Here is a 26,734-nt window from a genome sequence, read left to right as displayed (position 1 = left end):
CCGCCCTCCACGCCGACGACGTCACCGTGAAACACTCGATCTCCCGCCGCCTTGCCGCCATGTTCGCCGTCGTGGCGCTGTCGGTGTTCGCGCTCGTCGGTGCGGCGTTGTATCTGGTGTTGCGCGTGCAACTTGAGCGGCACCTGCGTGAGTCGCTCGACGACCGCGCGCAGATCGCTCACATCATCGTGTATCACGGTGCCACGCCCGAAAAGTGGCAGATCGTGCGGGAAAAGCTGAGCGACATGACCCCGCGCGACGGCACCACCACGTATGCCGTCTCCAGCGACGACCCGAGATACACGTTCGGCACGCCGGTGAGCGGCATGTTCGTCAAACGGCTATCCAATGGCTACGTGCGTCTGAGCCCGGATGGCGGTGGCGACGACATGCTGACGACGCGTGAGATCCTGCCGCCCTATGGCACGCGCCCGGCCGTGACGCTGCAAGTCGCGGCCAGTTATTCCCCCAACGAGCAGACGCTACGTGCGTTCGGGCTCAGTCTCGCGGCGCTCTCCGGATTGGGCGCGCTGGGCGTGCTGCTGCTCAGCTACTCGGTGACGCGGCTGGGCCTCTCGCCGCTCACGCGACTCACACGCGAGGCGTCCGAGATTCGACCGGACAACCGCACGCAACGGCTCGTGACCCGCTCGCTGCCCGTGGAATTGGACGATCTTGCGCATTCGTTCAACGGCGCGCTGGCCCGGCTCGACGGTGCTTACGAACGTCTGGAATCGTTCAACGCCGACGTCGCCCACGAGTTGCGCACGCCCGTCACGATCCTGATCGGACAAACGGAAGTGGCCCTCACGCGCGACCGGCCGGTCGAAGAACTGCGCCTGCTGCTGCAATCGAATCTCGAAGAACTCGGCCGCATGCGCACCATCATCAACGACATGCTGTTCCTCTCGCGCGCCGATCAGGGCGAACGCGCGACGGGACTCACGGCGGTGTCGCTGGCGAGCGAAGCGGCGCACACGCTGGAGTTTCTGGAATTTCCGCTGGAAGAAGCACAAGTCACGGCGCGTCTGCATGGCAGCGCGTTCGCGCAAGTCAACAAGGCGCTGTTCGGACGTGCGTTAGCCAATCTGGTGATGAACGCCATTGAGCATTGCGCACCGGGTGCCAATATCGACGTGCGCATTACCACCGAGATCCCCGACGCCGCCACCGCTGCCGAGCCGAACCGCGCCCGTCACGTGCGCATCGAAGTCGTCAACCCGGGGGCAGAAATCCCGGCAGACGTGCTCAAGCATTTGTTCGACAGGTTCTATCGCGCGGAGGCGTCGCGCACCAATAGCCGTGAGAATCACGGCCTTGGGCTGGCCATCGTCAAGGCGATTGCGGAAATGCACGGCGGTACGGTGTGGGCACACAGTGCGAACGGCTTCAATGCGTTCGGCTTTTCGGTGAGCTATCGCGAAGACGCGGGTGCCGCCGGCACGCCACCCGCTACATCTTCAACGGCGACAACTCCGACCCAGCTCGTGCGTCAGACCCCGTGACGACCCAGGCTGCTCGCCTGCTGTACGGCATGCGGTGCAAAGACCGTGAGCGTCTCGCCCAGTGCCTCGCGAGCATAGGCCGCGGCCACCGTCATTTGCGCCAGACGCGCCCTTAGCTCCAGATTTTCCCGCTCCAGATGCTGCACTCGACGCATGGCGTCTGCCACATCGGTAACGCCATCGCTGACCGTGCCATGACTTTCGGGCATCGCGTCGAGCAGCGTCATGGCGCGCGCCAGATTCTGTTCGAGTTGCTGTGCCCAGACGGACTGCCCTGCGACGGGTATCCCTCCGAATGCCGGAATGACCGGGACTTCGTAGAGCGCGCGGGCACGCACGATGGCTTTTTGCACGGTACCGGCGCTGGGGCGGCGCGTGACACCGGCCTGCGCCATAAAGCGCAGATAGGTTTGCGCACCGTAGATCCGGCGCGCGGCTTTCCATGCATCCGTCAGAAAGGCATCGAGGAAGGCGGGGTTGTTGTGGGGGTGTGCGGCGTCTGCATCGCGTGCAGCGCCGAGCAAGGCAGCGTAGGTTGCATCGTCGAACTGCAAGGCGGACCGTGCCATGGCGATCTCCGGGTGCTTACCGTATCGGGGGTATCGTGCCCCGGCGAGCCAACACTGGGCCTCCCGGGGATACGACGGTCAATGCGACTGCGCGCTGCGCGGCGCAGCCGCCATGTGAAGCGACTTCAGGGCTTCGGGGCCGAGGCAGGTGCCGGCGGCACCCACTTCTTCGCCTTGCTCTTGGCCGACGGATCGGGCGTCACGGCCACGGCAACCGCTTCGGTGTAGTTCACCGTCACGGCGTCGCCCACCTTCACGCCTTCGAGCAGCTTCGGATCTTCCACGTTCACGTCGACCGTACGGTTCGGGCCGCGCAGCGTCACGACATTCGACTTGCGGTCGATACGCTGAACCGTCGCCACGACCTTCAGATTGCGCGCAGCATCGGCGGCAGGCTTTTCACCCGGCGCAGCACGGTCGGCCCCTTCGGTCAGCACGCGGCTGCGAATGCCGTCACCCGGCGCGACCGAAATGGCCACCGAGCGCTTAAACGCCACGATGACTTTGTCGCCCTTGCGAATCTGTTCAAAGTTCCGGACATCCGGGCCGACGAGGAACGTGACCGGCTTGCCGTTATCGTCGGCCACCTGAATGGAGCGTTTCTTGACGTCCACACCCAGCAACGTGGTCCGAAATTCGACGACGTCGCCCGCAACGATCGGTGCCGGACGGGCCGCATCCTGTGCGTGCGCCAGCGTTCCCAACGACAACAGACCGGCCAGAATCATGGCATTCGTGAGCTTCATGCTGAGTCCTTTTGTTATCGATGTATGCAAATACCGAATGCAGATACTGCAACCGGTTTCGCAAATTAGTTAATTATCCAAACTAAAACACCGGGCATTCGCCGACTGCGTAAAAACCCGGATGTTTCCATCGGATAGTAACAAAATAATTCAAAGCCGCAAGTTTCTTTCGAATTGCATGCCAAATTTCACCATCGACTTACGTTATTAAAATTACTGACAAATTCTCACGAAATCACTTAATGCTCCCTAAATATGGGGACTGGAAATATCACACTTTGATGTAGATCAACATTTCCTGATGATTCTCGGGGTAATAGATTTTCTTCCTGCATCGATTTTGATACAGCTTGTTACAAAATTATTCATAAGATTCAAGTAATTCTTAATCCGTTTGGATGATGGTTTTGCAGCTTGACAGTTTGCAATCCGAATCACTATTCTGATTTCACATACCGCGCGCCATGCCGCGTGTGTATTGCCTGAAGTTCATGTTTGCGCGCCATCTGGCGTCGCGTCTGCACGTGTCGGTCGTCCCGTTCAATTCCACTATTCGAATGAGGTCACACAGTGCTTTTTTCATTCTCCCGACGAAAAATCCGACGAGATCCGCCCCGCGGGGTAAGGCTGATCCTGTTGACGGGCGCGCTGCTCGTCGCCACGCCGGTATTGGCGCAGGCCCCTGAATCGGACAGCACTTTGCCCGTACAGGGCATGCCGGAGATGCAGCAAGGCGCGGTCGATGCGTTGTCGACAATGAGTCGGTATTTGCGCTCGCTCAAGCGCTTTCAGGTCCACGCGGATACCGTGACGGATGCCGTGTTGAGCACTGGACAGAATGTCGGCTTTCTTCACCAAACAGCGCTTTCCGTTCAACGCCCCGATAAGGTACGCGCCGTTGTAACGGGTCAGGCGCGCAATCGCGGCTTCGTCTACGACGGCAAAACTTTCACCCTTTACCAGGAATCGCAAGGCAAGCGGTATTTCAGTCAGGCAAGCGCCCCGCCGACCATCGATGCGCTGATCCGGGATATCGACGAGAAGTATCAGATCGGCATGCCGCTGGCCGATCTCTTCTATTGGGGCATGGACCCGGACGATGCCTCGCAATTGCGTTCGGCGCTGTTCATCGGGCTTGATCGCGTAGGTGGCGAGTGGTGCAACCACTACGCGTTCCAGCAGCCCGACGTCGACTGGGAGCTTTGGATTCGCGTCGGTTCGCGCCCGCTGCCATGCCGCTTCGTGATCACGGATACGTCGCAACCGTCGCGCCCGCGACATTCCGTGAACTACCGCTGGGATCTGAATCCGACGTTCCCGTCGGGCACCTTCACGTACAAGGCCCCGGCCGGCGCGCAGCGCATCGAGATGCGGCCGCCGTCTGCCGCAATGGACGGCGCGCCTGCCGCAGGAGGTCAGCAATGACGCGAACGACCTCTTTAAGAAACACGACAGCGAAGGTGCGCAGACCCGGCGTCCTCACGGTGGCTCGCGCAACGTGTCTTGCCACAGCGGCGGTGCTTGTCCTGACGTCCACGGCCAGTCATAGCTTCGGGTTTCGGGGCGGCGCGCGCACCAGCCTTCACGGTGGCGGTGGTGCCGCTGGTGGCGGCTTCCACGGAGGTGGTGGATTCCATGGCGGCGGTGCCCCGCAAGGCAATTTGAGTGGTGCCACCCGAGGGGGCGGGCCTGCGGGCGGTGGCGCGATGCACGCCAATGCCGGCGGCGGGCAACCACCCGGACCGGGACCTCAGCCGCATCCGAACCCCGGCCCTAACCCGTCGCCGAATCCCGGTCCACATCCGCCTGGACCTGGACCTGGACCTGGACCTGGACCTGGACCTGGACCTGGGCCCGGGCCGCATCCGCCCGGACCACCTCCCGGACCGGGACCGGGGCCCGGACCACATCCGCCGCCTCCACCTCCACCTCCGCCACCTCCCCCGCCGCCATATTGGGGTTGGGGTGGTGGTTGGTATGACCCGGTGGCGGCCGCCGTCACCATCGGGGTGTCAGCGGCGATCATCGGCTCGACCGTTGCCTCATTGCCACCGAGTTGTGTAAGCACTATCGTCAACAACGTCGCCTATCAGCGTTGCGGCTCGACGTGGTATCAGCCGGTCTACTCCGGCACCACCGTCCAGTTCGTCGTCGTGACCGCACCTCACTGAGACGGCCCTCTCAGCGCGAGCATCGGCAGCGCCGGATGACAAGTCCGGCGCTGCCGAATCGCTTTTAGGGATCTCTTGTGAGTGCCGCATCGGGAACGTTATCCTTTAGCCCATGAACCGTCGCATTCTTATCGCTCCCGAAGACGTCGAACTCACTGCCATGCGCGCGCAAGGCGCAGGCGGCCAGAACGTCAACAAAGTCTCCAGTGCCATTCATCTGCGCTATGACGTCATGCGCTCGTCGCTGCCCGACGAAGTGAAAGCGCGGCTGCTCGCCCGGCTCGATCATCGCATTACGCAAGACGGCGTCATCATCATCAAGGCACAGCAACACCGCTCGCAGGAACTCAATCGCGCCGACGCGCTGGCGCGTCTTCAGGCGCTGGTCGACGCCGCCGCTGTCGTGCCCCGCCGCCGCGTGGCCACGCGGCCCACGCTCGCAAGTCAGGTGCGCCGCCGCGACGCCAAACAGGTGCGGTCTCGCGTCAAGGCATCGAGAGGCAAAGTGCATTCGGGACACGAAGGGTGAAGCTAATATTTATTATCATTTACACGCAAAAACTAATTTTAATTAGCCTATCTCCATCAGGCGCTCGAAATAATGCTAAGATAAATCATCATTTCCCCTGAAAAGCATATGATGATGAGCTTCATGGAGCCTCTGATTTCAGCACGCAAGGACGCCGGACTGACGCAGGCCGAACTGGCGGATCAGGCCGGTCTGTCGCGCATGACCGTGCAAAAAATGGAGTCGGGCGCGCTCGACCCACGCATGTCGACGCTGCTGGAGACGGCACGCGCACTCGGTCTCGAACCGATGTTCGTGCCCGCGGCACTTCGTCAGGAAGTCGAAGCGTTCTTGCGCTCAGGCGGCAAATATCTCGCGCAGCCGAGCGGCGTGTCGGCCCCGCCCTCCATCGTGGAAACGCTTCGGGCCTAACCCGCCCGACCGCCCCGGCCGTCATCGTCGTTGAAATCGGCACATGACCGCCCGCACGAGACTCTCGCCATGCATATCAAATACTTGCGCGCTTATCTGCATCAGCCGGACGGCACGCGTCGCGCCATCGGCTATCTCTCGCAGTACGGGGACATCCTGCGCATGTCGTTCGACGAGGATTACATTGCTGACGCACGGCGTCCCGTCCTCTCGCTCGCCTATCGCGGGGCCAACGAGACGGCCACGCGCGAAATTCTCGCGTCGCCGCAAGACGTTCGGCTCGTGCGCACCGATGGCCGCTGGCCCGTGTACTTCGAGAATTTGCTGCCCGAAGGTCACAACCGCGAACGCCTCGCCGCCGAGCGCCATTGCAGTCCCGACGACGAGTTCGAACTGCTCGCCGCCGCCGGTCATGATCTGATGGGGGCACTGGAGGTCGAACCCGTGCCGCCGCGCGAAGGCGTGCCGGACGTCGTGCATCGCTGGCACACCGCATTGGGACTCGAGATGGTCGAGCCCGGCTTCGTCGACACGCCCGTGGAAGATGCGGCGTCGCTGCCCGGTGTCGTAACGAAGTTCTCCGCCATTCGAGACGGCCGCCGCTACATCGTGAAGCGTCAGGGGCGCGCTGGATCGGTCATTCTCAAGCTACCGACCACGCGCCACCCTGATCTCGTCGAAAACGAATTCACCGGCTATCAGCTGTGCGAAGCCCTCGATCTCGACTGCGCCAAGGCCGAAATCATCTCGCGGCATGACGCCGATCTGCCCGAACACGTCCCCTTCGAGCACATCCTCGCGGTGCCCCGCTTCGACCGTCTGGCTGATGGCCGACGTGTGCACATGGAAGAGTTCGCGCAGGTGCTGCAATACCCGCCGCGCAGCAAATACGGACGCGGCCTCGACGTCGACTACACCACGATGCTGCGCGTGCTCGACCAGCTCTCCGGCCAGCCCGTGCGCGACGTGCGCGAATTCATGCGACGTCTGATCGCGTTCATCTTGCTCGGCAACACCGACGCGCATCTCAAGAACTGGGCGCTGATCTATCCCGACGCGCAGACACCACAACTCGCCCCCGTCTACGATCCGGTGTGCGTCGCGGCCTTCTTCCACGATGTACCGCCCTCGCATTACGGCGTGAACCGCGCCATCGACAAGACGCTGCGCGCCTTCGACTGGCCGGCCCTCGAAGCACTGCTCAAAGGGGCCGGTCTGCTGCGCGTGGGACGGCTGATGACGATTGCCCGCGAGACCGTTCGCGAGGCGCAGGCCGCCTGGCCCACATTGCTCGACGATGCGCCGGGTGCCGTCAAGGCCACCGTGCTCGAACGGCTGAACGGCGGCGTGGCGCTGACGGCCTGAAACACCGTTCTGCCACACCGTCAAAAATATTACCCGGATAATATTGCAATCCAAATAACACCCGGGTAATATTCGCCACATCGACCATCCGTCATTGTTATCGGAGTCCGTTGTGGCTACTCAATCACTTGGCTATACCGTCTTTCGCGACAAGCGCCGCATTGCCTCCGGCTCGCTTGCCGACGCCGCCATCGCCTTTGCCCAGGCGATGCTTGCCGACCCGAACGCGTCGGTCCTCATTTTCGACAACCTGACGGGCGACACCCGCGACGTTGACGTGCGCGGTAGCGCCGCCGACATCCGTGCGCGTTATCCCGCACCGGTGGCCGACAGCGCCGACACGTCGCCCGAATCGGACGACGCCCCCAAGGGCCGGGGTCGCCCGAAGCTCGGTGTCGTGGCGCGCGAAGTCACGTTGCTGCCGCGTCACTGGGACTGGCTCGCCGAGCAGCGCGGTGGCGCATCCGTCGCACTGCGCAAGCTGATCGACGAAGCGCGCCGCGCGAATGCCGAGCGCGATATGCAGCGTCGCGCGCAGGAGCGGTCGTACAGCTTCATGTCGACGATGGCGGGCGACTTGCCGCACTTCGAAGAGGCGTCCCGCGCGCTTTTCGCCAACGATCTCGACGCACTGGCCCAACGCATCGTCGAATGGCCCAAAGACGTGCGCACGCATCTGATGCGCCTCACGTCCACCGACGATCTGGTCGACGCGCTTGCCTGACAAGGTCGGCGTGATCCCCCGGCAAAAGAAGTGCCGGACATCCGTCGAACCGACCTGATCACGTCGTAACGCATCGGAGCGGGGCCGCGTCGCGCCCTCGCCTCCTTCACCGATTTCGCTGATTTCACTGCTCACCGGGCGGACCGCCGTCCCGGATAGGCCTCGCTTTGCCTGTCGCTTTTGCGACATCCCCTTTGGCGTCGCATTTGACGTCCCTTTTGACGTCCCTTTTTGCCGACGTCCTTGTCTGACGTATCCCGTCCGACGTTTGCGTTCTCACCGAGGAAAACGAACCATGACGCAACAACCCACCACACCACCGCAGCCGCCCAGGCCGCTCTGGAAAACCTGGCTTCTCATCGCGGTGCCGATGATGCTCACCAACGCGCTCCAGTCCATTGCGGGCACGGCCGACGGCATCTATCTCGGGCACCTGATCGGTACCGACGCAATTGCGGCCGTCTCCGCCTTCTTTCCCGTCTTCTTCTTTTTGCTGGCGATCGTGATCGGTCTGTCTGCCGGCGCCACCGTCATGGTCGGTCGGGCGTGGGGCGCGCAGGATCGTGCGCTTGTGCGCAACATCGCAGGCACGGCGCTCGTCATGATGTTCGGTGCGGGGATCGTGATCAGCGTACTAGGCGCCTTGTTTGCGACACCGCTGATGCGCGTGTTCGGCACCCCCGAGCCTGTGTTCGACGCCGCAACGCTATACGCCCGGTGGATGCTCATCGGCATGCCCGTCATCTTTACGCTCTGGTTGACGACGTCGATGAGCCGGGGCACCGGCGACGCGGTCTCGCCGCTCATCGCGCTACTGATAGCGACGCTGCTGTCGCTCGGCCTGACGCCGGCGTTCATCTACGGCTGGGGACCATTCCCGGCACTGGGCGTGGCGAGTGCCGTGGCGTCGACGGTGCTCGCGTTCACCGTCGCCCTGATCTGGATGGCCCTCCACTGGCGACGCAAGGGACATCCGTTGGCACCGAACGCCGATCTGTGGCGCGCGATTCGATGGAACCCGGCGTTGGCGCGCGGCATCCTCCACATTGGCGTGCCGGCAGCGATTCAGATGCTGACGATGGCGATTGCCGAAATGGTGTTGCTGAGCATGGTCAATCGACACGGTGCGAATGCCACTGCCGCTTACGGTGCGGTGACGCAGGTGATGAGCTGGTTGCAGATGCCGGTGATGACGCTGGGCATTACTGCGTCGATCTTGTGCGCCCATGCCATCGGCGCAGGACGCAGTGAGCGCATCGGTGCGATCGTACGCACCGGTCTGCTGTGCAACCTGGGACTGACCGGCAGCCTGATCGTTGTGATCTATCTGATCGCCCCCACGATCCTTCGCGGCTTCCTGACCGATCCCGACGTGCTGTCGCTCGCGACGCACCTGCTCTACATCGTCGCCTGGAGTGTGCTCGTGATGGGAACCACTGCGGTGATGACCGGCGCAATGCGCGCCAGCGGCCGCGTGTGGGTGCCGACGCTACTCGGCATGATCGGGCTGTTGGGCATCGAAGTGCCCGCCGCGTGGATGTTCGAGCGGATCGCCGGACTCACCGGCATCTGGTGGGCGTATCCGCTCGCGTTCATCGCCATGCTGGCGATGCAGGGCTTGTGTTACCGGGCCTTCCGACGGGCATCGTGTCGCGCCCAGAAGAACATGACCATGCCGGCACAGGAAAGCAGCGCGCCGACCCAACCGGTCGACGTCCAGCCGTAACCCGCGGTGATCGCCACGCCGCCGAGCCACGCGCCGGCGGCGTTGGCCATATTGAAGGCCGAATGATTCAGCGCCGCCGCGAGGGTTTGCGCCTCGCCTGCCACGTCCATCAGACGAATCTGCAATGCCGGGCCAATGATGATGATCGTGCCGATCGCCAGCACGTTCACGCCCGCCAGCCAGGGGCTAGACGACGTGAACGTGAAGGCCACGAGCAACAACGCCGACCAGATCAGCGTGCCGCCGATAGCGCGCATCAACGTGGCCGCCGCCACCAGACGCGGACCGATGATCGTGCCGCCGACCATCCCCACGCCGAACAGCGCCAGATAGAACGGCACCCACGACTCGGGCACACCGGCGACCTGCATCAGCGTCGGCTTGATATAGCTGAAGACGGCAAACATGCCGCCGAAGCCGATAGCGCCGATCCCAAGCGTGAGCCAGACCTGCGAGTTGCGCAGTGCATTCAATTCGCGCAGCGGGCTTGCGCCATGCGGTGCGGGCGCGTCCGGCACCCAGCGCCATACGAGCAAGGCCGTCAGCGCGCCGATCACCCCTACCATCACGAACGCCGCACGCCAGCCCAGCCATTGGCCGAGGCCTGCGGCAATCGGCACACCGAAGAGTGTCGCGAGCGTGAGACCCAGCATGACTTGTCCGACGGCATGCACGCGGCGATGCGGCGGCACGAGCGACGCCCCGACGAGCGCCGCCACACCGAAATAGGTGCCGTGCGGCAGACCGCTGAGAAAGCGCAACACGATCAGCGAGAGATAGCCCGGGGCCAGCGCGCTCGCGAAATTGCCGATGGCGAACATCGCCATCAGGGCGATGAGAAACGCGCGACGCGGCAGACGCACACCGAGCACCGCAAGCAATGGCGCACCGATCACGACACCCAGTGCGTAGGTGCTGATCGCGTGCCCCGCCTGAGGGATGGTGATGTTCAGACCTTGGGCGACGTCGGGCAACAGGCCCATGATGACGAACTCGCCGGTCCCGATACCGAAGCCGCCCATGGCGAGCGCCACGAACGAGAGCCAGACGGGAATGGACGACGAAGGCAACGTTTCAGTCGCCTCGACAGGGAGAATTTGGGGGGAACTCATCGGGATTCGGAGATGACAGCAAGCGTGGATTTTACGCGAAGCCGTCAAAGTCTGCAGGCTCACTGCGGCGTTGCAACATCATCAAAACGTCACAAATACGGGCAAACAGCCTCGTTTTGGCACACATCTACCGCATTGCAATATGGCGAACGACGAATGCGCCCTAATGAACACGCCACCCCACTTGCACACGCGTGCACGGCGCAAAAAAAAGCCGGCCCAGTGGGTGGGCCGGCAAGCTACGAATGCGCTCCGGTTGCGGGAACCGGATGCAGTCGTATTGGGGGTCAACGGTGAGTGACGATTCGCGCGCCGCATGGGAATCACTGCGCAGCGCTTACGCCCACTCTCCGGAACCACCGGTCAGTGGTCAGTGAGGCTTCGAATGCCACTTCCCGGACTTGTCATCCTTTTCATAAGTCTGTTTCACGGCGCTCCATGCCACTTTGTGCGCCGTCTCTTCACGCGATTCATGACCGCGCCGCTCGCCAGGATCCTTGTATTCATCCCAGGCCGAATTGAACGCCTTGAGATAGATCTCCTGAGCGTGCGCCGGCAAGTTGTCTTTCACGCTCGCCGGTAAATCGTGAGTCTGTCGATACGGCATGACGAGTCCTCCGTGCCTTGAATGGGGCCTATCGTCAGATATGCCCCATCACCACGAGCAACACCACAATCAGAACGATCAGTCCGAGACCACCGGACGGGTAGTAACCCCATCCCCGGCTATGCGGCCACGCGGGTAACGCACCGACCAACAACAAAATCAGAACAATCAACAAGATGGTGCCAAGCATGGCTTTCCTCCCTTGTCGATCCGACGACAACCTTCACCCGCCGATGCATCCTTACGACCTGTACGCTGCTCCGTTCAGACCGCTCGGTCGCCTGACGTACTTGCCGGGCGGGCGCAACGGCGGTTCTTCCACCGGCGGATCGAGCGGCCGGTCGGGCGGTGGCATCGGCGTCGGTTCATCCTCGTCAGGAGGTGTGTTCGGCGGCGGTGTCCCCGGCGGTTTGCCTGGCGGGTTGCCCGGGTCGTACGGCTCAGGCAAGTGACCGTCCAGACAAAGGGTCTGCGTCAGTCGACGAATTTGATCTAGGCTCGGCATGAGCAAACACTCGTGCGGCTCAATGCCAGTAAGGGTCGACGGTGTAATACGTATGCACCTGCTCGGCCCAATGCATGTCGGCCATACTCGGCCAGTGATCCTTGTCGAACCCCGGCGCCTTCTTGAGGGCCTCTTTATCGATGTTCAGGATGAAGCGCTTGTTCTCTACGTCGAGCTGCAAGGCATGCCACGGAATGGCGAACAGCTTGTCGCCCATGCCGAGGAAGCCACCGAAGGACAACACGGCGTAAGCCACGGTCCCGCGCTGGACGTCGAGCATGATGTGCTTGACCTTGCCCAGGCTCTCACCTGCGGTGTTCACGACGTCTTCCGCGTCGAGCGTGTCGGCCGCCATCACGGACGGGCCCGGCCCGTCGGGTAGCTTGTGCGATGCGCCCACGATGCGAGCGCCTGATTGACTGGTTTGGGGTGTCTGGCCCCGGCCGGATTGCATAGTCATGATTCCTCCTTCGCTTGTGAAGTCGAGGCACGCGTTTCAGAACAACGCCGGACAACTCACAGCGTCATCCCGAGAACACGCCTTCGACGGGGCGAGAGTGCGGTCTCTTGTACGTTGCGGCGGCACGTGCCTCCGCAACGTCCTGCAATTGCAATGACTGACGCTTACTTGGCGGATACCTTGATGTCGTTCTTGACATCGACCACGCCGTCTACGCCCTTGACCGTATCCTCAACGAGGGTCTTCTGCGCCGACTGCGGCACCGAACCCGTCAGATGCACCACGCCGTGGCGCGTCGTGACGTGGACCTTGGTCGACGGCACATCCTTCTTGGCGAGCAGCTCGGCCTTGACCTTGGCGGTCAGCGCCGAATCGTCGATCTTGCGGCCGGTATCGCTCATCACGCCGCTGGCGGTCGCGTTATCGGCAATCTTGATGATCCCGCCCTGATCGAGCGCGTGGGCTGCGATGCCCGTGGTAGCAAGTGCACCCGCCATGACGAGTTTGAGCAGATTGGCTTGTTTCATTGTGTTGACCTCCCGAAATGGGCCGTCGCATCGCTGGCATTGCCTTGCGTTGCCTTTGGGCGTCACCTCCTGCACGGCACACGTGCGGCGCCCATACGACGACCGAGACTTAGGTGATACATCCCCTCGCCCGGAGATGCCCGGTCTTGCCTCTTGACCGGCGTCTTCGGTGCTTTGCGCTTCTTTGCGCATATGTCGCTGCACCCCAGATGCCGGTTTGTCCTTTGTTCGATTGTTAGCGCTGAATCTGCGCTAAATCTTGTGGCCTTCCTGGCTCTCGCCCGGGCGGCTCATCGATTTCATGCGCCGCTCGTGCAACCGGTTGTCGACACCTTTCACACCGTCGATCCTCTCCACTTCCGTCTGCACGACGTGCTGCATCCAGCGTTCGGGCACATAGCCGGTCAGCAGTACGAGCCCTGACGTCACGGTGACTTCGACGTGGGAGACGTCGAGGTCGATGGCGGCGGATAGCGACTCTCTGATCGCATCGTGTACCGCGCCATCGGCCTGAGCGTCTCCGCCTCCACTTCCGCCACTACGGCCCCGACTCCCTGCTGCCTGTCCGGCTTCGCCTTCGATATCCCTGACGTTGCTGGCCTTCGCATTGCGCTTCACCGCGTCGATGGGCGCGCCCTGCGTCTCGGCATCACCGTCTTCATGCGTCAGTGCGTGTTGCTCGTGCTCCGACGGGGACTGCGTGCCTTCCTGCGTTCCTTCGTCCACCAACCCACGCTTGTCAGTCTCGGTGGGCGGTGTTGGCGATGGGGGGTTACGCTTCGCCATGACAACTCCTTGGCTGCTGTCCGTGCTATTGCAACGCGCACCGGACTTGTTGAAATCGATTGTAGAGAGCGAGTTTCATTCGGCGAATCGGCGGAATCTGAAAGACGTGTAGGCGGGCGCTGGCAAAACGTATATGGCGGCCGCATCAATAAGTCGGGGCGCAAATAGTCCCCAAAGGATCAACGGCTTACAGCCGTCTTCTGATCCTCTTGAAGAACGAGAGATTCTGGAGAAAATGGGGAGCGCGGCGCGTCGATCCGCACTCGTTGCAGGCGGAGAATCAGACAATTCCTACGAGGAGATAGAGACGACCCTTCCGGGATCGACGGCCTTACGATTCCTCCGGAGCCCTCGCATCGGCTTCCGAAGCGACGATGACGCGATTGCGACCGGTTTCTTTGGCACGATAGAGCGCGCGGTCCGCCGCCTTGACGAGCATGTCGACCGATTCCCCGGCCTGCGGGTGTCTGCAAGCCACACCAATACTCACCGTCACATGACCGAAGTCGCTCGACGTGTGGTCGAGATTGAGCCGGTCGACCGCGAGCCGGATACCCTCCGCCACGCGCTGAGCGCCCAGCGCGTCGGTGTCAGGCAGCACCGCCATGAACTCCTCTCCGCCGTAACGCCCGGCAGCATCCGACGGGCGTTGCAGCGCCGCCCCGATGGCACCGGCAACTGCGGCGAGTGCGGCATCCCCCGCCTGATGTCCGTGCGTGTCGTTGTAGCGCTTGAACCAGTCGATATCGATGAAGGCGACGGCCAGCGAATGTCCGGCGCGACGCATGCGCCGCCACTCCAGGGCGAGGATCTTGTCGAGCGAGCGGCGGTTCGAGAGACCGGTCAAGCCATCGGTACGGGCCAGAAGCCGCAACTCCCGCTCGGCCCGTAGGCGTCGCCGCAATTGGGCCGCGAGGAGCAACGACGTCAGTACGAATCCCGCGTTGAGCAGCAGGAACAGTCCGCCGAACTCGAACACCCGCTTGCGCCATGGGGCGAGCGTCTCGTCGCTGGACGTCACGATGATCAGCGTGAGCGGCACATTACTTAGAAAGCGCCGAGACATCAGGCTGTCGCGTCCTAGAAAGCGAATGGGAAAGATACGCTGATCGTCACGCCCCGGCGGCAGCGATTCATAGCGGCCGGTCTGCGCCATCGTCAGCCCGATCACACTTTCGTCGTACGGTTTGCGCATGAGAATTGCGCCGTCCTTCCCAAGCAGGAGAATCACCCCCTCGCGTCCGACCTCGATGTGGTCGAACAAATGACGGAAGTATTCGATATCCACGGCCAGCGACACGACCCCGGCGAACGAGCCGTCCGGGCGCGAGAGGCGTCGACTAAGGACCATGGTCGGCGCGTTGTTGCGAAGGCGCGAGTGAATGAAGCCGCTCACGTAGAGTCCGGCGTTGGGACCGGCACGATGGACGCTGAAGTAATCCCGATCGGCAAAGTTAAACGGCCGCGGCACCGTACTCTCCGCGTCGATGGCAATGTTTCCCTCGGCGTCGAGCACGACGAGCGACCCGATGTAACGCGACGCCCCCGCCCGCTCGAAGATCAACTCACGCCGAAGCGCGGGTGCCATGGCCTCGACATCGGGACGCGCCAGCAACTTCACCACCGCATCGAGCGAGGCCTCGTACAACTGGAAGTTGAGCTCCAGATCGCGCTCCATCACTTCGGCGATGTTGCGCTGATTGTCGGCCGCGCGGGCGAGCACCAATAGTCGGCCTTCGTAGAGCAACGCCACGGCCACCACCATGACGAGGATGGAGATCCCCACGCCGCTCCAGACGATGAGCGTCGGCGTGCGCGCGACCCAGCGCACCGCCGTTTCCAACGCGACGACCACACGTGCCTGCAACCGATGCAGCGGCATACTTCAATGCGCTCCTTGTTCAAGCCATAAAGTCGGCGGCCATATCCGCGTCGGTGCGGGCTTCGAGCCGCCCGTCGCGGCACGCCTTACGGAACACTTCATAGTCCCGCTCGACCTGATCGGCGTAGTCCGTCGCGTAATGAATCATCGCCTCGCCCAGTCGAATCCCCTTGCCGACGTAGCCGACCAGCTCGGGCGCGCATCCTCCCGCTTTGGCGTGCGCGCGGGCCAGCACCCAGCCACATAGCCCGGCGTACTCGCGAAAGCCGTCGGCACGGAACAACTCGAACTGCGCGGAGATCTTCATGTCGCGCAACTGGCGGCCATAGATACAACGGCCGAACGGTCCCGATCCCCAACCGAGGAAAGCGTCAGAGGCCGCCTGCATGAGGCGCTGCCCTTCGACCACCCGCCGCCCGTCGTGCTTGGGCGTGACACTGCGGAAGAAACGCGAGACGACCGAGCGCGACGCCTCCTTGAACTGAAGGAATAGCGGCTGCTCGTGAGCATCCATCATCAGCAACACCAGACAACGCGTACCGACGCTGCCGACCCCCACCACCTTGAAGGCCATGTCCTGCTGCGTATAGCTCTCGAGCATGCGCGCACGGTCAGGCGGGAGCGAGCTGACGTAACTCTTATAGACGGGGGCGAATAAGGTGCGCCAGTCGCCCAGACCGAGCCAGTCGTCTTCCGGACCGAAAAGCGTGGTCGCACCGTGGACGTGAAACACCGTGGGCGGCGTGTCGCGAATCTGCCAGTGATCGCCGATCTGCTGGGCGAACTTCGGCAGAACGTTCTCATGCGTGCGGCCAGACGCCCGGGCGATGCCGCGCTTGACGCCTTCACGCACCCGGTCGGTCCCCGCCAGATTCAGCATGCGCTCGAAGGTGATCTGCTCATGCCACAGCTCGATGGTGGGCATGTGGGCGTATTCGTCGAGCCGTCGCGCGTAGGTGTCCACGGCGGCGCGTACCATCTCGACCCCCAGCGTGTCGCCAAAACCGAACTGCCGTGCTGCCAGCACCAGGCTCGCGCACAGCCGCTTCAGGTCCCATTCCCATGGGCCGGGCGCGGTTTCGTCGAAATCGTTCAGATCGAAGATCAAGGTCCGTTCCGGCGTGGCAAATCCGCCGAAGTTCGCCAGATGGCAGTCTCCGCAGATCTGCATGGTGAGCCCGGAGTTCGGGGTGCCCGCCAGGTCGTGGGCCTGAACGATCGCACTGCCGCGATAGAAGGCGAACGGCGACGCGAGCATCCGGCCGTAACGCAGCGGCACGAGCGCCGCCACCCGCCCCTCGCTGCTCGTTCGCAACAGTTCCACGATGTCGCGGTCGGTGTTGCCGAGATGCGAATGGCTGCTGCGGGGTGTCTTTTCGCGCAGTTGGCGACCCGCCGCGACGCGGGCCTCGAATGGGACGCTGGGAACGGTGGGGGCCGCCGACTGTGAAGACGACGCAGGCGCGACAGGCGCGACGGGCGCTGCGGCCGGAGCGGCTGGGGTCGCTTTCGAGGCACTTTCCTTTTTCCTCAACGACTTAACTGTCATGACCGGCTCCTAATTCTTGTGGTGTCGGCGAGGGTGCGGATGCCGATGGCACGCCGCCCGCATCCGCCGGTGCACGCGCCGGGACCGGATACCAGTGTTCCGGCCGGATCGTCAGCGGCGAATGCGGTTGCTCTTCGAAATGCGGCGACATGATCTGTACGCCGTAACGGTTGAAGACGTCCTGAATGTTCTCGTGAAGCGCGGAAATCGCGGCGAAACGCGTGGACGGATCGCGCAAGGTGGCGAAGACTTCATACTCGACGTAGAAGTCCGACAGCGCTCGCTGCAACACATACGGCGCGGGCACGGCGGCGACTTGCGGCGTCTGCGTCGCCGCCTCGATCAGCATGGCGTGCACCTGACGCCACGGCGTGTCGTAGCCGATGGTCAGCGTCGTGCTGATCGCGACACCGTGTCCGCGCCCCTGCGCTGTGAAGTTGCGCACCGTCGACGCCACGACCACGGCGTTCGGGATGGTTAGCTCTTCCTGCGCGAGATTGCGCAGCTTGACGGAAAGCGCATCGACGCCGATGACCACACCGGTGGCGTCGCCGATCGACACGAGATCGCCCTTCTTCAGCGAGCGGCTGTAGATCACGACCATCCCGCTCATCAGCTGATTGACGATGCCGCTCGATCCCAGCGTGACCATCAGACCGAGCAGGACCGACAGACCTTTGAAGACGTCGCTCTGCGCGCCGGGCATATAGGGGTAGGCGAACGTCAGCGCAAGTCCCCAGACGACGACCGACACCACTCGCCGCGTCGCACCGGCGGTCTCGGGGTGCATGCCGGGAATGGCCAGGCGTCCGCTTTGCACCGCGTCGAAGACATTGTTGACGAGGCTCTGCAACGCGCGCGTGAGAAGAAAGATGACGATGACGGTGAGGATGCCCGGAATGGCACCCGCCACGCCGATGCCGAAACGGTCGACGAGTGTCCAGAGGAAGTCCGACAGGCGTCCGGCCAGCGGCTGACTGGCCGGGAACTGCATCAGCACGAAGATGAGGTAGAGATAAGCGAAGGCCAGCGCCAGACACACGGCCCCGATCTGCACGACCTGATGCACGAGATGGACGGCCGACCCCGTCCAGTCGAAGGTGCGGGCCGTGCGTTGCAGGACGCGCTTCTCGAAGGCGGTCTGAAGCCGTGTCTCGAGCCGGGTCCGCGTGCGTCCGATGGCGATCACGAAAATCGTCAGCACCACGGCACCGAGCGCGCTGAGTGCGATGCCTCGCAGAATCGTCGGCCAGTGAAGTTGCTCGCGCCGGGCGGCGAAGGCCGTCTGAAGATTCTTCTGCACCTCGGTCACAACGACGTCGAGCGGACGTGGGTCGCCCGGCGCGAGGTCGTCGGTCGTCAGCGCGAAGAGGATTCGGTCGCGAACGCGGAACGCCACGCCGGATACACCGCCGAGCGATGCGTGCAGCACGTCGACAGGCAGATCGAAGGTGCTGCCGGGCAGGCTGTCGAGCACCGCCTGCGCCCGGGCCGCCCGCACCTCGGGCGTTGCTCCGCCGAGCGTGCCACGGAACGTGACGACCGGCCGGTCCATGAAGCGAAGCTCGGCACCGTCGTTCGGGGCGTTGGCAGACGCGTCCGCCGCACCCGACGACGACTCCGGCGACGATGCGACCGTAGATGTTGCCGATGTCGCCGATACCGCAGCCGTGAGCGGCGCGACAGTCATTCCAACCACCACCAGCACTTGCAACAGCCCCATGCGAATGCGCATATCACGGCTCCTGCGGGCACATTGGCCACCAAGATTGCACTCAGTGAGAGGAAATCCCAAGGAAATCAGGCAAAATCTAGGGCTGCTGTATTTCGCCCCGCGCGGGCGGGTATGCACGGATTATTCACTATGGCATCGGCACTGTCGAGCATCGACACAGCAGGCGCGCAAACATGCGCGCGCGGGTGTGAACAGTCGCCGGCTCCCGGATTCTCGGAAATATTCCACTGCAATCCTCAACTATTGGCGCTGCGTGCCGATAACCAGTTAAGCGGGACTTTTCGGTCGGTTTTCATATGTCCAGTTCGTACAGTGGTTGGCTTGTTGCGCTATCGCTCGCAGTGGCAGTACTGGCGTCGTTCACGGCGCTCGACCTTTCAGGTCGCATTTATCTTCTGACCCACCGTGGCATGCGTCACGCGTGGCTTGCCGTGGGCGCGACCGCCATGGGCATCGGCATCTGGTCGATGCACTTCATCGGCATGCTCGCCCTGTCGCTGTCGCCTTCGTGGTCACCGCTCGACTCGAAGGCCACCCTGCCGCTCGGCTACGACCCGGCCATCACGGCCGCGTCGCTCGGCATTGCGATTGCCATTTCATGGGCGGCGCTCTGGCTCGTCGCCAGCGAACGCTTCACCCGGTGGCGTCTCGGATGCGCGGGCGTCACGCTGGGCATCGGCATCGCCGCCATGCACTACTCCGGCATGGCTGCCATGAAGATGGACCCGGACATCAGCTACGATCCGCTGCTCTTCGCCGCGTCGATCACCATTGCCATTGCGGCCGCCACGGCGGCGCTGTGGATCGCCCGGACACTACGCGACGGCAGCCTGCGCTATGTGATGGCCAAGCGCGTGGGTGCCGCCGTCGTCATGGGGCTCGCCATCACGGCGATGCACTACACGGGCATGTCGGCCGCCACGTTCGCCGCGGGTGCCGTCTGCGGCGCGGCCAACGGCGTGAGTTCGCCGTGGATGGTCACGACCGTGAGCCTGTTCACCTTCCTGATTCTGGTGACCACCCTGCTCGTCTCCCGTCTGGATGCCCGCACGAGCTTCCTGGCCAATTCCGTCCTGCAACTGAACACCCAGATCGCCCGCATGGCGACGTACGACGCGCTGACGGATCTGCCCAACCGCCGCGCGCTGCATGACGCCGCCGCGCGCATGCTGATCAACTCGCGTCGCGACCAGCGCCGGTTTGCGGTGCTGTTCATGGATCTGGACGGCTTCAAGACCATCAACGACTCGCTGGGCCACAACGTGGGTGACGACGTGCTGCGCGCCTTCGCCAAGCGACTGCGCAAGAACGTGAACGGCGACGACGTGGTGGCACGGCTCGGCGGCGACGAGTTTGTGGTGCTGCTCGGTTCGCTGTCGTCCCCGGAAGTGGCGGGACGCGTGGCGCAGCGCCTACTTGACGACATGCGCGACGGCCTGAAGGTCGGCTCCCAGTCGCTGCACGTCATGCCCAGCATTGGTGTGGCGCTCTTCCCCGACGACGGCGACAGCATCGACCTGCTGCTCAAGCATGCCGACACCGCCATGTACGAAGCCAAGCGCGCGGGACGGGGCATCTTCCGGTACTTCGAGCCACGCATGAACGCGGCGGCCCAGCGCACCTGGGAGATTCAGCAAGCGCTGCACGACGCCGAGAGCGAGCAGTACTTCTCGCTGCATTTCCAGCCGAAGTATCGTGGCGACACGGAAGCGCTGGCGGGGGCCGAGGCCCTGCTGCGCCTGACGCACCCGACCTTCGGCGAATTACAGCCGGCCGACTTCATCCCGGTGGCCGAGCGCACGGGACAGATCGTGCAGATCGGTTACTGGGTGGTGCGTGCCACCTGCCAGCACATCAAGGAGTGGGATGCGGCCGGGTTGCCGCCGGTGAAGGTGGCGATCAACCTGTCGCCGCGCCAGATGGCGCAGTCGCAGTTGGTCGAGAACATCGTGGAAATCGTGCACGACGCAGGTATCGCCTGCACGCGGCTGATGTTCGAGATTACGGAGACGGTCGCGATGTTCGATGCACAGCACACGATCGACGTGATCCGCGCCTTCCAGGATCACGGCTTCGAGGTGGCGATCGACGACTTTGGTACGGGCTATTCGAGTCTGGCGTACTTGCAACGCTTCCGCGTCAAGCAGTTGAAGATGGATCGCTTTTTCACCAACGGGCTGGACACTTGCGGACGGGAAGGCAGTGCCGTGGTGTCGGCGATCATCGCGCTGGCCCACTCGCTCGATATGGATGTGGTGGCAGAAGGCGTCGAGACGGCTTCGCAACGCGAAGCGCTCAAAACACTCGATTGCGACGAACTGCAAGGTTTCCTGCTGGGCAAACCGCTGACTGGCGACGCCTTCGCGCGCCTGCTCTCGACGCTGCCGGGCATCCCCGGCGCGCCCGTGATGGCCTGAACGGCCGTCACGGGGCAGACAATAACGCGTGCCGAAATAGCAAACAAAATCAACGATCAGCCGTCGCTTCCTCAGAACTGACCTCTGCTTTTCCGTCCACCTCCGCCACAGGCTGCCCCGTCGCAAACGCAGCGGCTCGCGCCAGACGCGTACGCATGCCGTCGGACGCCGCCGGACCTGCTGTCGGCACGTGACGCTTCGGGTCCAAAGGCACCCCCGTCACCGCATCGACCACGACCGGCTCGACCACTTGCCCCGTCTCCCGGTCCACCAGCTGCGCCGAGATCCCTTCCGGCGCAAAGTGCCGGTTACCCCACGCGAGTAATGCCCACAGTACCGGACGGAAATCCCGACCGGCGTCGGTAAGCACGTATTCGAAGCGAGGCGGACGGTCGCAGTACTGACGCCGCGCCAGCAAGCCTTCTTCCACCAACGCATTCAGACGTCGGGTCAGCATGTTCGGTGCGATATCCAGACGACGCTGAAAATCGTCGAAGCGCGTGGTGCCGTAGCCGGCCTCGCGCAAGATCAGAATGCTCCACCATTCGCCCACGCGCTCAAGGCTGCGGGCAATGGGGCACTGCATATCGCGAAATGTCTTTCGTTGCATAAGGATTCCTCCTGTTCAGCGCCACCGATGACGACAGCGCTGCCTATTACCATGCAAGTGAGCATAAGCGCGTCGACACCGGCGGGCAAGCCGCCCGTGTCTCGAGAACTTTACATTTCACTTTAACAATGAGGCACCGCCCCTGCCCATCATTGAAAATCAATAACTTACAAATGATTTTCGACGTAAATAGTTTGAAGTGAAATCTCCTGCCGATATCCTCAGAGCGTCGTCGCCGCACCCTCAATGCGCATCTGCGCTTGGCGCTTTGGGCGGTGCAACCCGACGCATGAGCGGCACCATCAGCGTGACCCCCAGGAAGATCATCCCTAACCCGCCGAAGATGTCGCCGAACGTAATCGTCTGCGCTTCACGCAACGTCAGCAGCCACAGTTGCCGAAGCGCCGCCGTCTGCGCGTCGACCACATCCAGCCCCGCCGCCCCCAACCGGGCACCCACGCTCGCCAGCCACTGACCGACCGCCGGATTGCCCTCGCCCATGCGCTCGGCGAGCCGGAAGAAGTGCAGAGTCGTCCGGTCGTTGAGGACGGTTGTGCAAACGGCAATCCCGATCGCCCCACCGAGGTTGCGCATCAGATTGAATAGCCCGGACGCCAGTCGCAATCGCGCAGGCGGAAGGCTGCCCAGCGTCAGGGTGACAATCGGTGCCACTGCGAACTGTTGCGACGCCCCACGCAGCGCCTGCGGCAGCATCAGTTGCAACGAACCCCAATCGTGGGTGATCGGCGCGAACTGCCACATCGACAACGCAAAGCCGCCGATCCCGAGCATCATCAGTACGCGCAAATCGATCCGGTTGGCCAACATCGCGTAGACAGGAATCGACAACAACTGGAAAACACCCGTCGAGAACACGGCCATCCCGATCTCGAACGCAGAAAATCCACGCACCCGCCCGAGGAACAGCGGCGTGAGGTAAATCGTCGCGAAAATGCCGATGCCCGTTGCAAACGAGAAGAAGCACCCAAGCGCGAAGTTCCGTTCTTTGAGCGCCCTCAAGTCCACAATCGGTTGCGAATACACCAGACTGCGCCAGATGAACGCTACGCCACACAGCCCGGCAAGCCATGCCGTCGCACGGATGGTGTCGTCACCGAACCAGTCCCAGCGCGGCCCCTCTTCCAATGTGTATTCGAGACATCCAAGGCTGACAGCCATCAGGACCATGCCGAGATAGTCGGCACCGCGCAGCAGCGAGAAGTCGGGACGATCGATGCGCACCATCAACGGCACCATCACCGTCACAAAGATGCCCGGCACGATGTTGATGAAAAACAGCCAGTGCCAGGAGTAGTTGTCGGTGATCCAGCCACCGATGGTCGGCCCGAGTGTCGGTGCCAGTGACGAAAGACCGCCAATCACGGCCGCGGCCACCACGCGCTGGGGCCCGCTGAAGAACGCAAACGCCGTAGTGAAGACCAGCGGAATCATCGAACCACCGAGAAACCCTTGCAGCGCGCGGAACGCGATCATGCTCTGAATGTTCCACGCCGCGCCGCACAGCAGGCTCGCCAAGGTGAAGCCCGCCGCCGAAGCCGCGAAGATCCAGCGCGTCGACATCACGCGCGACAACCAGCCCGACAGCGGGATCACGATGATCTCGGCAATCAGGTAACTGGTCTGCACCCAGGCCGTTTCGTCTGCCCCCGCCGAGAGACCGCCGCCAATATCGCGCAACGAGGCCGACACGATCTGGATGTCGAGCAGCGCGATGAACATGCCGACGACCATCGTGCCGAACGCGATGATCTTTGCGGGCGTCGACATGGCGTCGACCGAGAAACCGCCACCCGCCGGTGCCGGGGCAGGCGCTAGCCGGGGGCGTTCGTCGTTCGCAGAGTGCCCGTCGCCTCGCCCGCCGCCGCCATCACCACCGGCAGGCAGCGGCTGTGCCGCGCCTGAGTTCGCGGCGCTCATCGTGCCGCCACCTTGGCGGGTGCCGGGGCCGACGATTTGTCGCCGCCGCCGTCACCCCGCGCATCCACCTCGGCCGTCACCGACAGCCCGGGGCGCAGTGTCCCCAGACGCCCATCCGCATCGTCAAGCTGCACGCGCACCGGCACACGCTGCACGATCTTCGTGAAGTTGCCCGTCGCGTTCTCCGGCGGCAATACGCTGAATTGCGCGCCCGTCGCAGGCGCGAGGCTCGCCACGCGACCATGGAAGACACGACCGGGCAACACGTCCGCCTCGATCTTCACCGGCATGCCAGGGCGCAGATGTGCCACCTGCCCCTCCTTGAAGTTCGCATCGACCCAAAGACCGTGCGCCGGCACAACGGCCAGCAGTTGTGTGCCCGCCTGCGCGTAAGCCCCCGGACGCGCCCGGCGGTTCCCGACGGTGCCGTCGACCGGCGCACGCAAGACCGTGTACTCGACGTTGAGTTTGGCGATGTCGCGCTCGGCAACGGCCTGTGCCAGCGCCGCCTGCGCCTGCTGCTTTTGCGTGGCGATCACGTCCAGTTGACGCTCTGCCGCCACAGCGCCCGCCTCCGCCCGCTCGCGATTCGCGGCGATCTGCTTGTAATCGGCATCCGCCTTCTGCGCGCTCTGGACCGACACCGCCGCCTTGGCGACGAGATCCTGATAACGCACCTGATCGTCATGTGCGCGACGCGCGTCGGCGCTCACGGCCACCACACTGGCACGCGCCTGCGCAATGACCGCCGCCTGCAACTTCGCTGTCGCGTCGAGATTCGCCATCAGCGCCTGCTGCGCTGCGACTGCCCCTTCAGCCTTCGCCAAAGCGGCGCGGTAATCGCGATCGTCCAGTCGCACCAGCACGTCGCCCGCATGCACCGTCTGGTTATCCGTCACCAGCACTTCTGCGATGTACCCCGGCACCTTGGGGCCGAGCACGGTGACGTCGCCACCGACATAGGCATCGTCCGTCGATTCCAGATAACGCGCCGTCGTCCACCAGTAAGTCCCGTAACCGAGCACAGCAATCGCTGCGACCACAATCGCTCCACGCATGGCGAGGCGACGCGGGAACGTGCGCTTCTCGGAGGAACCGCCCGGTTGGCTGGCGGGTTGGGCGGGAGTGCTCGGGGATGTCATGGGTCGATCCTTCTTTGCGCTTAAGGCGGTGATTAGGCAGTGATGAAACGGAGAACAGGAAATCGCAACCGGGGGTTGCTTTCATAATGGAAGTGAGTATAGAGTTGCAACTATCATCTTGCAAGTAACTCGTTAAATTCCATGAATGCATCCTTGCTGAAGGCCTCTGGCGTTACCCCGTCGATTCTGCGCAATGCCTTGCTGGCACTGTCTGTCAGCGCATTAGCCAGCGCGTTGGCCGGGTGCGCCGTCGGCCCCGATTACGTCGCACCGAAGGCCGATTTGCCGGCGCATTTCCAGGGCAGCGCCGCCCTGACGCAACGCGATGCGGACCATGGGGCGACGGGCCTGCCGTCCGAAAAGGGTGTGGCACTGGATCGCTGGTGGACGAACTTTCATGACCCGGTGCTCACGGGGATCGTCGAGCAGGCGCTCGCCCAGAACCTCGACTTGCAGGCCGCGATGGCACGCGTAGAACAGGCCCGGGCGCAGGCACGCGCGGCCGGGGCGCAACGGCTGCCCTCGCTCACGCTGGACGGAAGCGTCACGCGCGAGCATCAGTCGCTGGAAAGCCCGCTCGGCGTGGTGGCGCGCAACCTCCCCGGCTACAACCGCAACATGACGATCTACGACATTGGCGCGGGTGCGAGCTGGGAGCTGGATCTGTTTGGCGGACTGCAACGCTCGGCGCAGGCCGCAGGTGCGTTGGCGCAAGCCGCCGAGGCGCAGCGCGACGGTGTGCGCGTGAGCATCGTGGCCGAAGCCGCCGACGCCTACTTCCGCGTCAGAGCTGCTCAGCGACGACTGGCCATTGCGCAGGACCAGATCGACACCGATGCCCGGTTGATGGAGATCGTCCGATTGCGACTGAAGGATGGATTGGCGACGGCGCGCGAACTGGCCCAATCGGAAGCGTTGTTGGCGCAGGCGCGCACAACGCTGCCGCCGCTACGCATCGAGCGCGAGACACAACTCAACCGGCTCGATGTGCTGATGGGTGCCGCGCCGGGAACGTATGCGAGACGCATGAGCGTAGCGACGCAGGATGACGACCTGAAGGCACGTGCGCTGACAATTCCCGCGATTGGTGACGCCAGCGCCCCCGCCGACTTGCTGCGCCGCCGACCGGACGTCATCGCAGCAGAACGCAAACTGGCCGCGTCGAACGAACGGATCGGCGCATCGCTTGCGGAGTATTACCCCAAGCTGTCGCTGTCCGGCGTTCTGGGATTCGATACGCTCGCCGGCGGACGTGTGCCGAGCGTTGCGACGTTCCAGCCGCTGGCCGCACTGGGCCTGCGCTGGCGTCTGTTCGATTTCGGACGGATCGACGCCGAAGTCGCTCAGGCGCGCGGCGCGAACGCGCAGGCGTTGGCGGAGTACCGGCTGTCGATGTTGCACGCCACGGAGGACGTCGAGAACGCCATCGTCACTTTGGTCGAACTGGAGCAGCAGCGCAAGGATTTGGCCAGCGCAGTCGACGCGCAGACACGCGCTCGCGACAGCGCGCAGGAGGCATACACCGGCGGGACCGTCAGTCTTTACGAAGTGCTCGACGCCGACCGCCAGTTGTTGACGGTGCGCGACGCCGATGCCCGCGCACAAGCAGACAACGCGCGAGCGGCCGTGGCGACGTTCCGTGCGCTAGGCGGTGGATGGGAGGCGGATGCGCCGACGCTGGCGCAGGCGAAGTGAAGGTCGGCACTACACCAAGGTCG

General features: G+C 63.5%; 24 protein-coding genes. 10 read left to right on the top strand and 14 right to left on the bottom strand.

Going from position 1 to position 26,734, the window contains the following annotated elements; genetic code table 11:
* The first annotated feature begins 26 nt into the window (after positions 1-26).
* On the top strand, positions 27-1,505 hold the full coding sequence (locus tag PAQ31011_RS00565) for a heavy metal sensor histidine kinase (RefSeq protein WP_150574005.1): 1,479 nt from the start codon (positions 27-29) through the stop codon (positions 1,503-1,505).
* On the opposite strand, the gene PAQ31011_RS00560 is transcribed toward PAQ31011_RS00565, so the two are convergent.
* Entirely contained in the window at positions 1,493-2,074 is a 582-nt protein-coding gene (locus tag PAQ31011_RS00560) for a hypothetical protein (RefSeq protein ID WP_150574004.1), read from the bottom strand. The genes PAQ31011_RS00565 and PAQ31011_RS00560 overlap by 13 nt on opposite strands.
* A gap of 125 nt (positions 2,075-2,199) precedes the next feature.
* Entirely contained in the window at positions 2,200-2,820 is a 621-nt protein-coding gene (locus tag PAQ31011_RS00555) for a hypothetical protein (RefSeq protein ID WP_150574003.1), read from the bottom strand.
* Positions 2,821-3,456: 636 nt separating this feature from the next.
* On the opposite strand from PAQ31011_RS00555, the gene PAQ31011_RS00550 reads away from it, so the two are divergent.
* From PAQ31011_RS00550 to PAQ31011_RS00520, 6 genes are all read left to right on the top strand, one after another.
* Entirely contained in the window at positions 3,457-4,245 is a 789-nt protein-coding gene (locus tag PAQ31011_RS00550) for a DUF2092 domain-containing protein (protein ID WP_150574002.1), read from the top strand.
* A gap of 858 nt (positions 4,246-5,103) precedes the next feature.
* On the top strand, positions 5,104-5,520 hold the full coding sequence (gene arfB / locus PAQ31011_RS00540; protein ID WP_150574000.1) for an alternative ribosome rescue aminoacyl-tRNA hydrolase ArfB: 417 nt from the start codon (positions 5,104-5,106) through the stop codon (positions 5,518-5,520).
* Between the two features lie 123 nt (positions 5,521-5,643).
* The gene (locus PAQ31011_RS00535) at positions 5,644-5,931 is read left to right on the top strand and encodes a helix-turn-helix transcriptional regulator (protein WP_246179251.1); all 288 of its coding nucleotides are present in this window, start codon (positions 5,644-5,646) and stop codon (positions 5,929-5,931) included.
* Positions 5,932-6,000: 69 nt separating this feature from the next.
* Positions 6,001-7,296: a type II toxin-antitoxin system HipA family toxin gene (locus PAQ31011_RS00530; RefSeq protein ID WP_150573998.1), complete on the top strand. Its 1,296-nt coding sequence runs from the start codon at positions 6,001-6,003 to the stop codon at positions 7,294-7,296.
* 112 nt (positions 7,297-7,408) lie between these two features.
* Positions 7,409-8,020, top strand: a complete 612-nt coding sequence (locus PAQ31011_RS00525; protein WP_150573997.1) for a DUF2239 family protein — start codon at positions 7,409-7,411, stop codon at positions 8,018-8,020.
* A gap of 295 nt (positions 8,021-8,315) precedes the next feature.
* Complete coding sequence (locus PAQ31011_RS00520) at positions 8,316-9,746, top strand: MATE family efflux transporter (protein WP_217424820.1); 1,431 nt, start codon at positions 8,316-8,318, stop codon at positions 9,744-9,746.
* Here the strand turns inward: PAQ31011_RS00520 and PAQ31011_RS00515 are convergent.
* The 3 genes from PAQ31011_RS00515 to PAQ31011_RS00505 all read right to left on the bottom strand — a co-directional run bounded on the left by PAQ31011_RS00515 (position 9,644) and on the right by PAQ31011_RS00505 (position 11,655).
* Entirely contained in the window at positions 9,644-10,858 is a 1,215-nt protein-coding gene (locus tag PAQ31011_RS00515) for an MFS transporter (protein WP_150573996.1), read from the bottom strand. The genes PAQ31011_RS00520 and PAQ31011_RS00515 overlap by 103 nt on opposite strands.
* A 370-nt stretch (positions 10,859-11,228) precedes the next feature.
* The gene (locus PAQ31011_RS00510) at positions 11,229-11,465 is read right to left on the bottom strand and encodes a ChaB family protein (RefSeq protein WP_150573995.1); all 237 of its coding nucleotides are present in this window, start codon (positions 11,463-11,465) and stop codon (positions 11,229-11,231) included.
* A 34-nt stretch (positions 11,466-11,499) separates the two neighbouring features.
* The gene (locus PAQ31011_RS00505) at positions 11,500-11,655 is read right to left on the bottom strand and encodes a DUF3309 family protein (RefSeq protein ID WP_072633275.1); all 156 of its coding nucleotides are present in this window, start codon (positions 11,653-11,655) and stop codon (positions 11,500-11,502) included.
* On the opposite strand from PAQ31011_RS00505, the gene PAQ31011_RS26250 reads away from it, so the two are divergent.
* Positions 11,654-11,917, top strand: a complete 264-nt coding sequence (locus PAQ31011_RS26250; RefSeq protein ID WP_174989836.1) for a hypothetical protein — start codon at positions 11,654-11,656, stop codon at positions 11,915-11,917. The two genes, PAQ31011_RS00505 and PAQ31011_RS26250, sit on opposite strands and share 2 nt — an antisense overlap.
* A 72-nt stretch (positions 11,918-11,989) precedes the next feature.
* On the opposite strand, the gene PAQ31011_RS00495 is transcribed toward PAQ31011_RS26250, so the two are convergent.
* The 6 genes from PAQ31011_RS00495 to PAQ31011_RS00470 all read right to left on the bottom strand — a co-directional run bounded on the left by PAQ31011_RS00495 (position 11,990) and on the right by PAQ31011_RS00470 (position 18,909).
* Positions 11,990-12,430 (bottom strand): PRC-barrel domain-containing protein, encoded by a 441-nt coding sequence (locus PAQ31011_RS00495; RefSeq protein WP_150573993.1) that lies wholly within the window; start codon positions 12,428-12,430, stop codon positions 11,990-11,992.
* Between the two features lie 164 nt (positions 12,431-12,594).
* Entirely contained in the window at positions 12,595-12,957 is a 363-nt protein-coding gene (locus PAQ31011_RS00490; RefSeq protein WP_150573992.1) for a BON domain-containing protein, read from the bottom strand.
* Positions 12,958-13,209: 252 nt separating this feature from the next.
* Positions 13,210-13,743, bottom strand: a complete 534-nt coding sequence (locus PAQ31011_RS00485) for a BON domain-containing protein (protein WP_150573991.1) — start codon at positions 13,741-13,743, stop codon at positions 13,210-13,212.
* Between the two features lie 331 nt (positions 13,744-14,074).
* On the bottom strand, positions 14,075-15,625 hold the full coding sequence (locus PAQ31011_RS00480; protein WP_150573990.1) for a GGDEF domain-containing protein: 1,551 nt from the start codon (positions 15,623-15,625) through the stop codon (positions 14,075-14,077).
* 19 nt (positions 15,626-15,644) lie between these two features.
* The gene (locus tag PAQ31011_RS00475; RefSeq protein WP_150573989.1) at positions 15,645-17,174 is read right to left on the bottom strand and encodes a DUF2252 domain-containing protein; all 1,530 of its coding nucleotides are present in this window, start codon (positions 17,172-17,174) and stop codon (positions 15,645-15,647) included.
* Positions 17,164-18,909, bottom strand: a complete 1,746-nt coding sequence (locus tag PAQ31011_RS00470; RefSeq protein WP_150573988.1) for a mechanosensitive ion channel family protein — start codon at positions 18,907-18,909, stop codon at positions 17,164-17,166. Before PAQ31011_RS00470 ends, PAQ31011_RS00475 begins: the two co-directional genes overlap by 11 nt.
* A 296-nt stretch (positions 18,910-19,205) precedes the next feature.
* On the opposite strand from PAQ31011_RS00470, the gene PAQ31011_RS00465 reads away from it, so the two are divergent.
* Positions 19,206-21,326: a putative bifunctional diguanylate cyclase/phosphodiesterase gene (locus tag PAQ31011_RS00465; protein WP_150573987.1), complete on the top strand. Its 2,121-nt coding sequence runs from the start codon at positions 19,206-19,208 to the stop codon at positions 21,324-21,326.
* A gap of 49 nt (positions 21,327-21,375) precedes the next feature.
* Here PAQ31011_RS00465 and PAQ31011_RS00460 read toward each other — a convergent pair whose 3' ends face one another.
* The 3 genes from PAQ31011_RS00460 to PAQ31011_RS00450 all read right to left on the bottom strand — a co-directional run bounded on the left by PAQ31011_RS00460 (position 21,376) and on the right by PAQ31011_RS00450 (position 25,016).
* A complete protein-coding gene (locus PAQ31011_RS00460; RefSeq protein WP_150573986.1) occupies positions 21,376-21,936 on the bottom strand; it encodes a winged helix-turn-helix transcriptional regulator in 561 nt (186 codons plus the stop codon).
* Between the two features lie 243 nt (positions 21,937-22,179).
* Entirely contained in the window at positions 22,180-23,724 is a 1,545-nt protein-coding gene (locus PAQ31011_RS00455) for a DHA2 family efflux MFS transporter permease subunit (protein WP_150574817.1), read from the bottom strand.
* A 146-nt stretch (positions 23,725-23,870) separates the two neighbouring features.
* Complete coding sequence (locus tag PAQ31011_RS00450) at positions 23,871-25,016, bottom strand: HlyD family secretion protein (protein ID WP_150573985.1); 1,146 nt, start codon at positions 25,014-25,016, stop codon at positions 23,871-23,873.
* A gap of 141 nt (positions 25,017-25,157) precedes the next feature.
* Between PAQ31011_RS00450 and PAQ31011_RS00445 the strand changes: the two genes are divergently transcribed.
* Entirely contained in the window at positions 25,158-26,711 is a 1,554-nt protein-coding gene (locus tag PAQ31011_RS00445; protein WP_150573984.1) for an efflux transporter outer membrane subunit, read from the top strand.
* Positions 26,712-26,734 lie beyond the last annotated feature (23 nt).

It is taken from the genome of Pandoraea aquatica, assembly GCF_902459565.1.
GTDB lineage: Bacteria > Pseudomonadota > Gammaproteobacteria > Burkholderiales > Burkholderiaceae > Pandoraea > Pandoraea aquatica.
Note: the sequence above shows the minus strand (reverse complement) of the source record. Positions and strands in the feature narration are given on the sequence as shown.

Coding starts and splice junctions, on each gene's coding strand:
- PAQ31011_RS00560 (WP_150574004.1), bottom strand. CDS start 2,074: ATGGCACGGTCCGCCTTGCAGTTCGACGATGCAACCTACGCTGCCTTG.
- PAQ31011_RS00555 (WP_150574003.1), bottom strand. CDS start 2,820: ATGAAGCTCACGAATGCCATGATTCTGGCCGGTCTGTTGTCGTTGGGA.
- arfB (WP_150574000.1), top strand. CDS start 5,104: ATGAACCGTCGCATTCTTATCGCTCCCGAAGACGTCGAACTCACTGCC.
- PAQ31011_RS00535 (WP_246179251.1), top strand. CDS start 5,644: ATGGAGCCTCTGATTTCAGCACGCAAGGACGCCGGACTGACGCAGGCC.
- PAQ31011_RS00530 (WP_150573998.1), top strand. CDS start 6,001: ATGCATATCAAATACTTGCGCGCTTATCTGCATCAGCCGGACGGCACG.
- PAQ31011_RS00520 (WP_217424820.1), top strand. CDS start 8,316: ATGACGCAACAACCCACCACACCACCGCAGCCGCCCAGGCCGCTCTGG.
- PAQ31011_RS00515 (WP_150573996.1), bottom strand. CDS start 10,858: ATGAGTTCCCCCCAAATTCTCCCTGTCGAGGCGACTGAAACGTTGCCT.
- PAQ31011_RS00510 (WP_150573995.1), bottom strand. CDS start 11,465: ATGCCGTATCGACAGACTCACGATTTACCGGCGAGCGTGAAAGACAAC.
- PAQ31011_RS26250 (WP_174989836.1), top strand. CDS start 11,654: ATGGCTTTCCTCCCTTGTCGATCCGACGACAACCTTCACCCGCCGATG.
- PAQ31011_RS00505 (WP_072633275.1), bottom strand. CDS start 11,655: ATGCTTGGCACCATCTTGTTGATTGTTCTGATTTTGTTGTTGGTCGGT.
- PAQ31011_RS00495 (WP_150573993.1), bottom strand. CDS start 12,430: ATGACTATGCAATCCGGCCGGGGCCAGACACCCCAAACCAGTCAATCA.
- PAQ31011_RS00490 (WP_150573992.1), bottom strand. CDS start 12,957: ATGAAACAAGCCAATCTGCTCAAACTCGTCATGGCGGGTGCACTTGCT.
- PAQ31011_RS00485 (WP_150573991.1), bottom strand. CDS start 13,743: ATGGCGAAGCGTAACCCCCCATCGCCAACACCGCCCACCGAGACTGAC.
- PAQ31011_RS00480 (WP_150573990.1), bottom strand. CDS start 15,625: ATGCCGCTGCATCGGTTGCAGGCACGTGTGGTCGTCGCGTTGGAAACG.
- PAQ31011_RS00475 (WP_150573989.1), bottom strand. CDS start 17,174: ATGACAGTTAAGTCGTTGAGGAAAAAGGAAAGTGCCTCGAAAGCGACC.
- PAQ31011_RS00470 (WP_150573988.1), bottom strand. CDS start 18,909: ATGCGCATTCGCATGGGGCTGTTGCAAGTGCTGGTGGTGGTTGGAATG.
- PAQ31011_RS00465 (WP_150573987.1), top strand. CDS start 19,206: ATGTCCAGTTCGTACAGTGGTTGGCTTGTTGCGCTATCGCTCGCAGTG.
- PAQ31011_RS00460 (WP_150573986.1), bottom strand. CDS start 21,936: ATGCAACGAAAGACATTTCGCGATATGCAGTGCCCCATTGCCCGCAGC.
- PAQ31011_RS00455 (WP_150574817.1), bottom strand. CDS start 23,724: ATGTCGACGCCCGCAAAGATCATCGCGTTCGGCACGATGGTCGTCGGC.
- PAQ31011_RS00450 (WP_150573985.1), bottom strand. CDS start 25,016: ATGACATCCCCGAGCACTCCCGCCCAACCCGCCAGCCAACCGGGCGGT.
- PAQ31011_RS00445 (WP_150573984.1), top strand. CDS start 25,158: ATGAATGCATCCTTGCTGAAGGCCTCTGGCGTTACCCCGTCGATTCTG.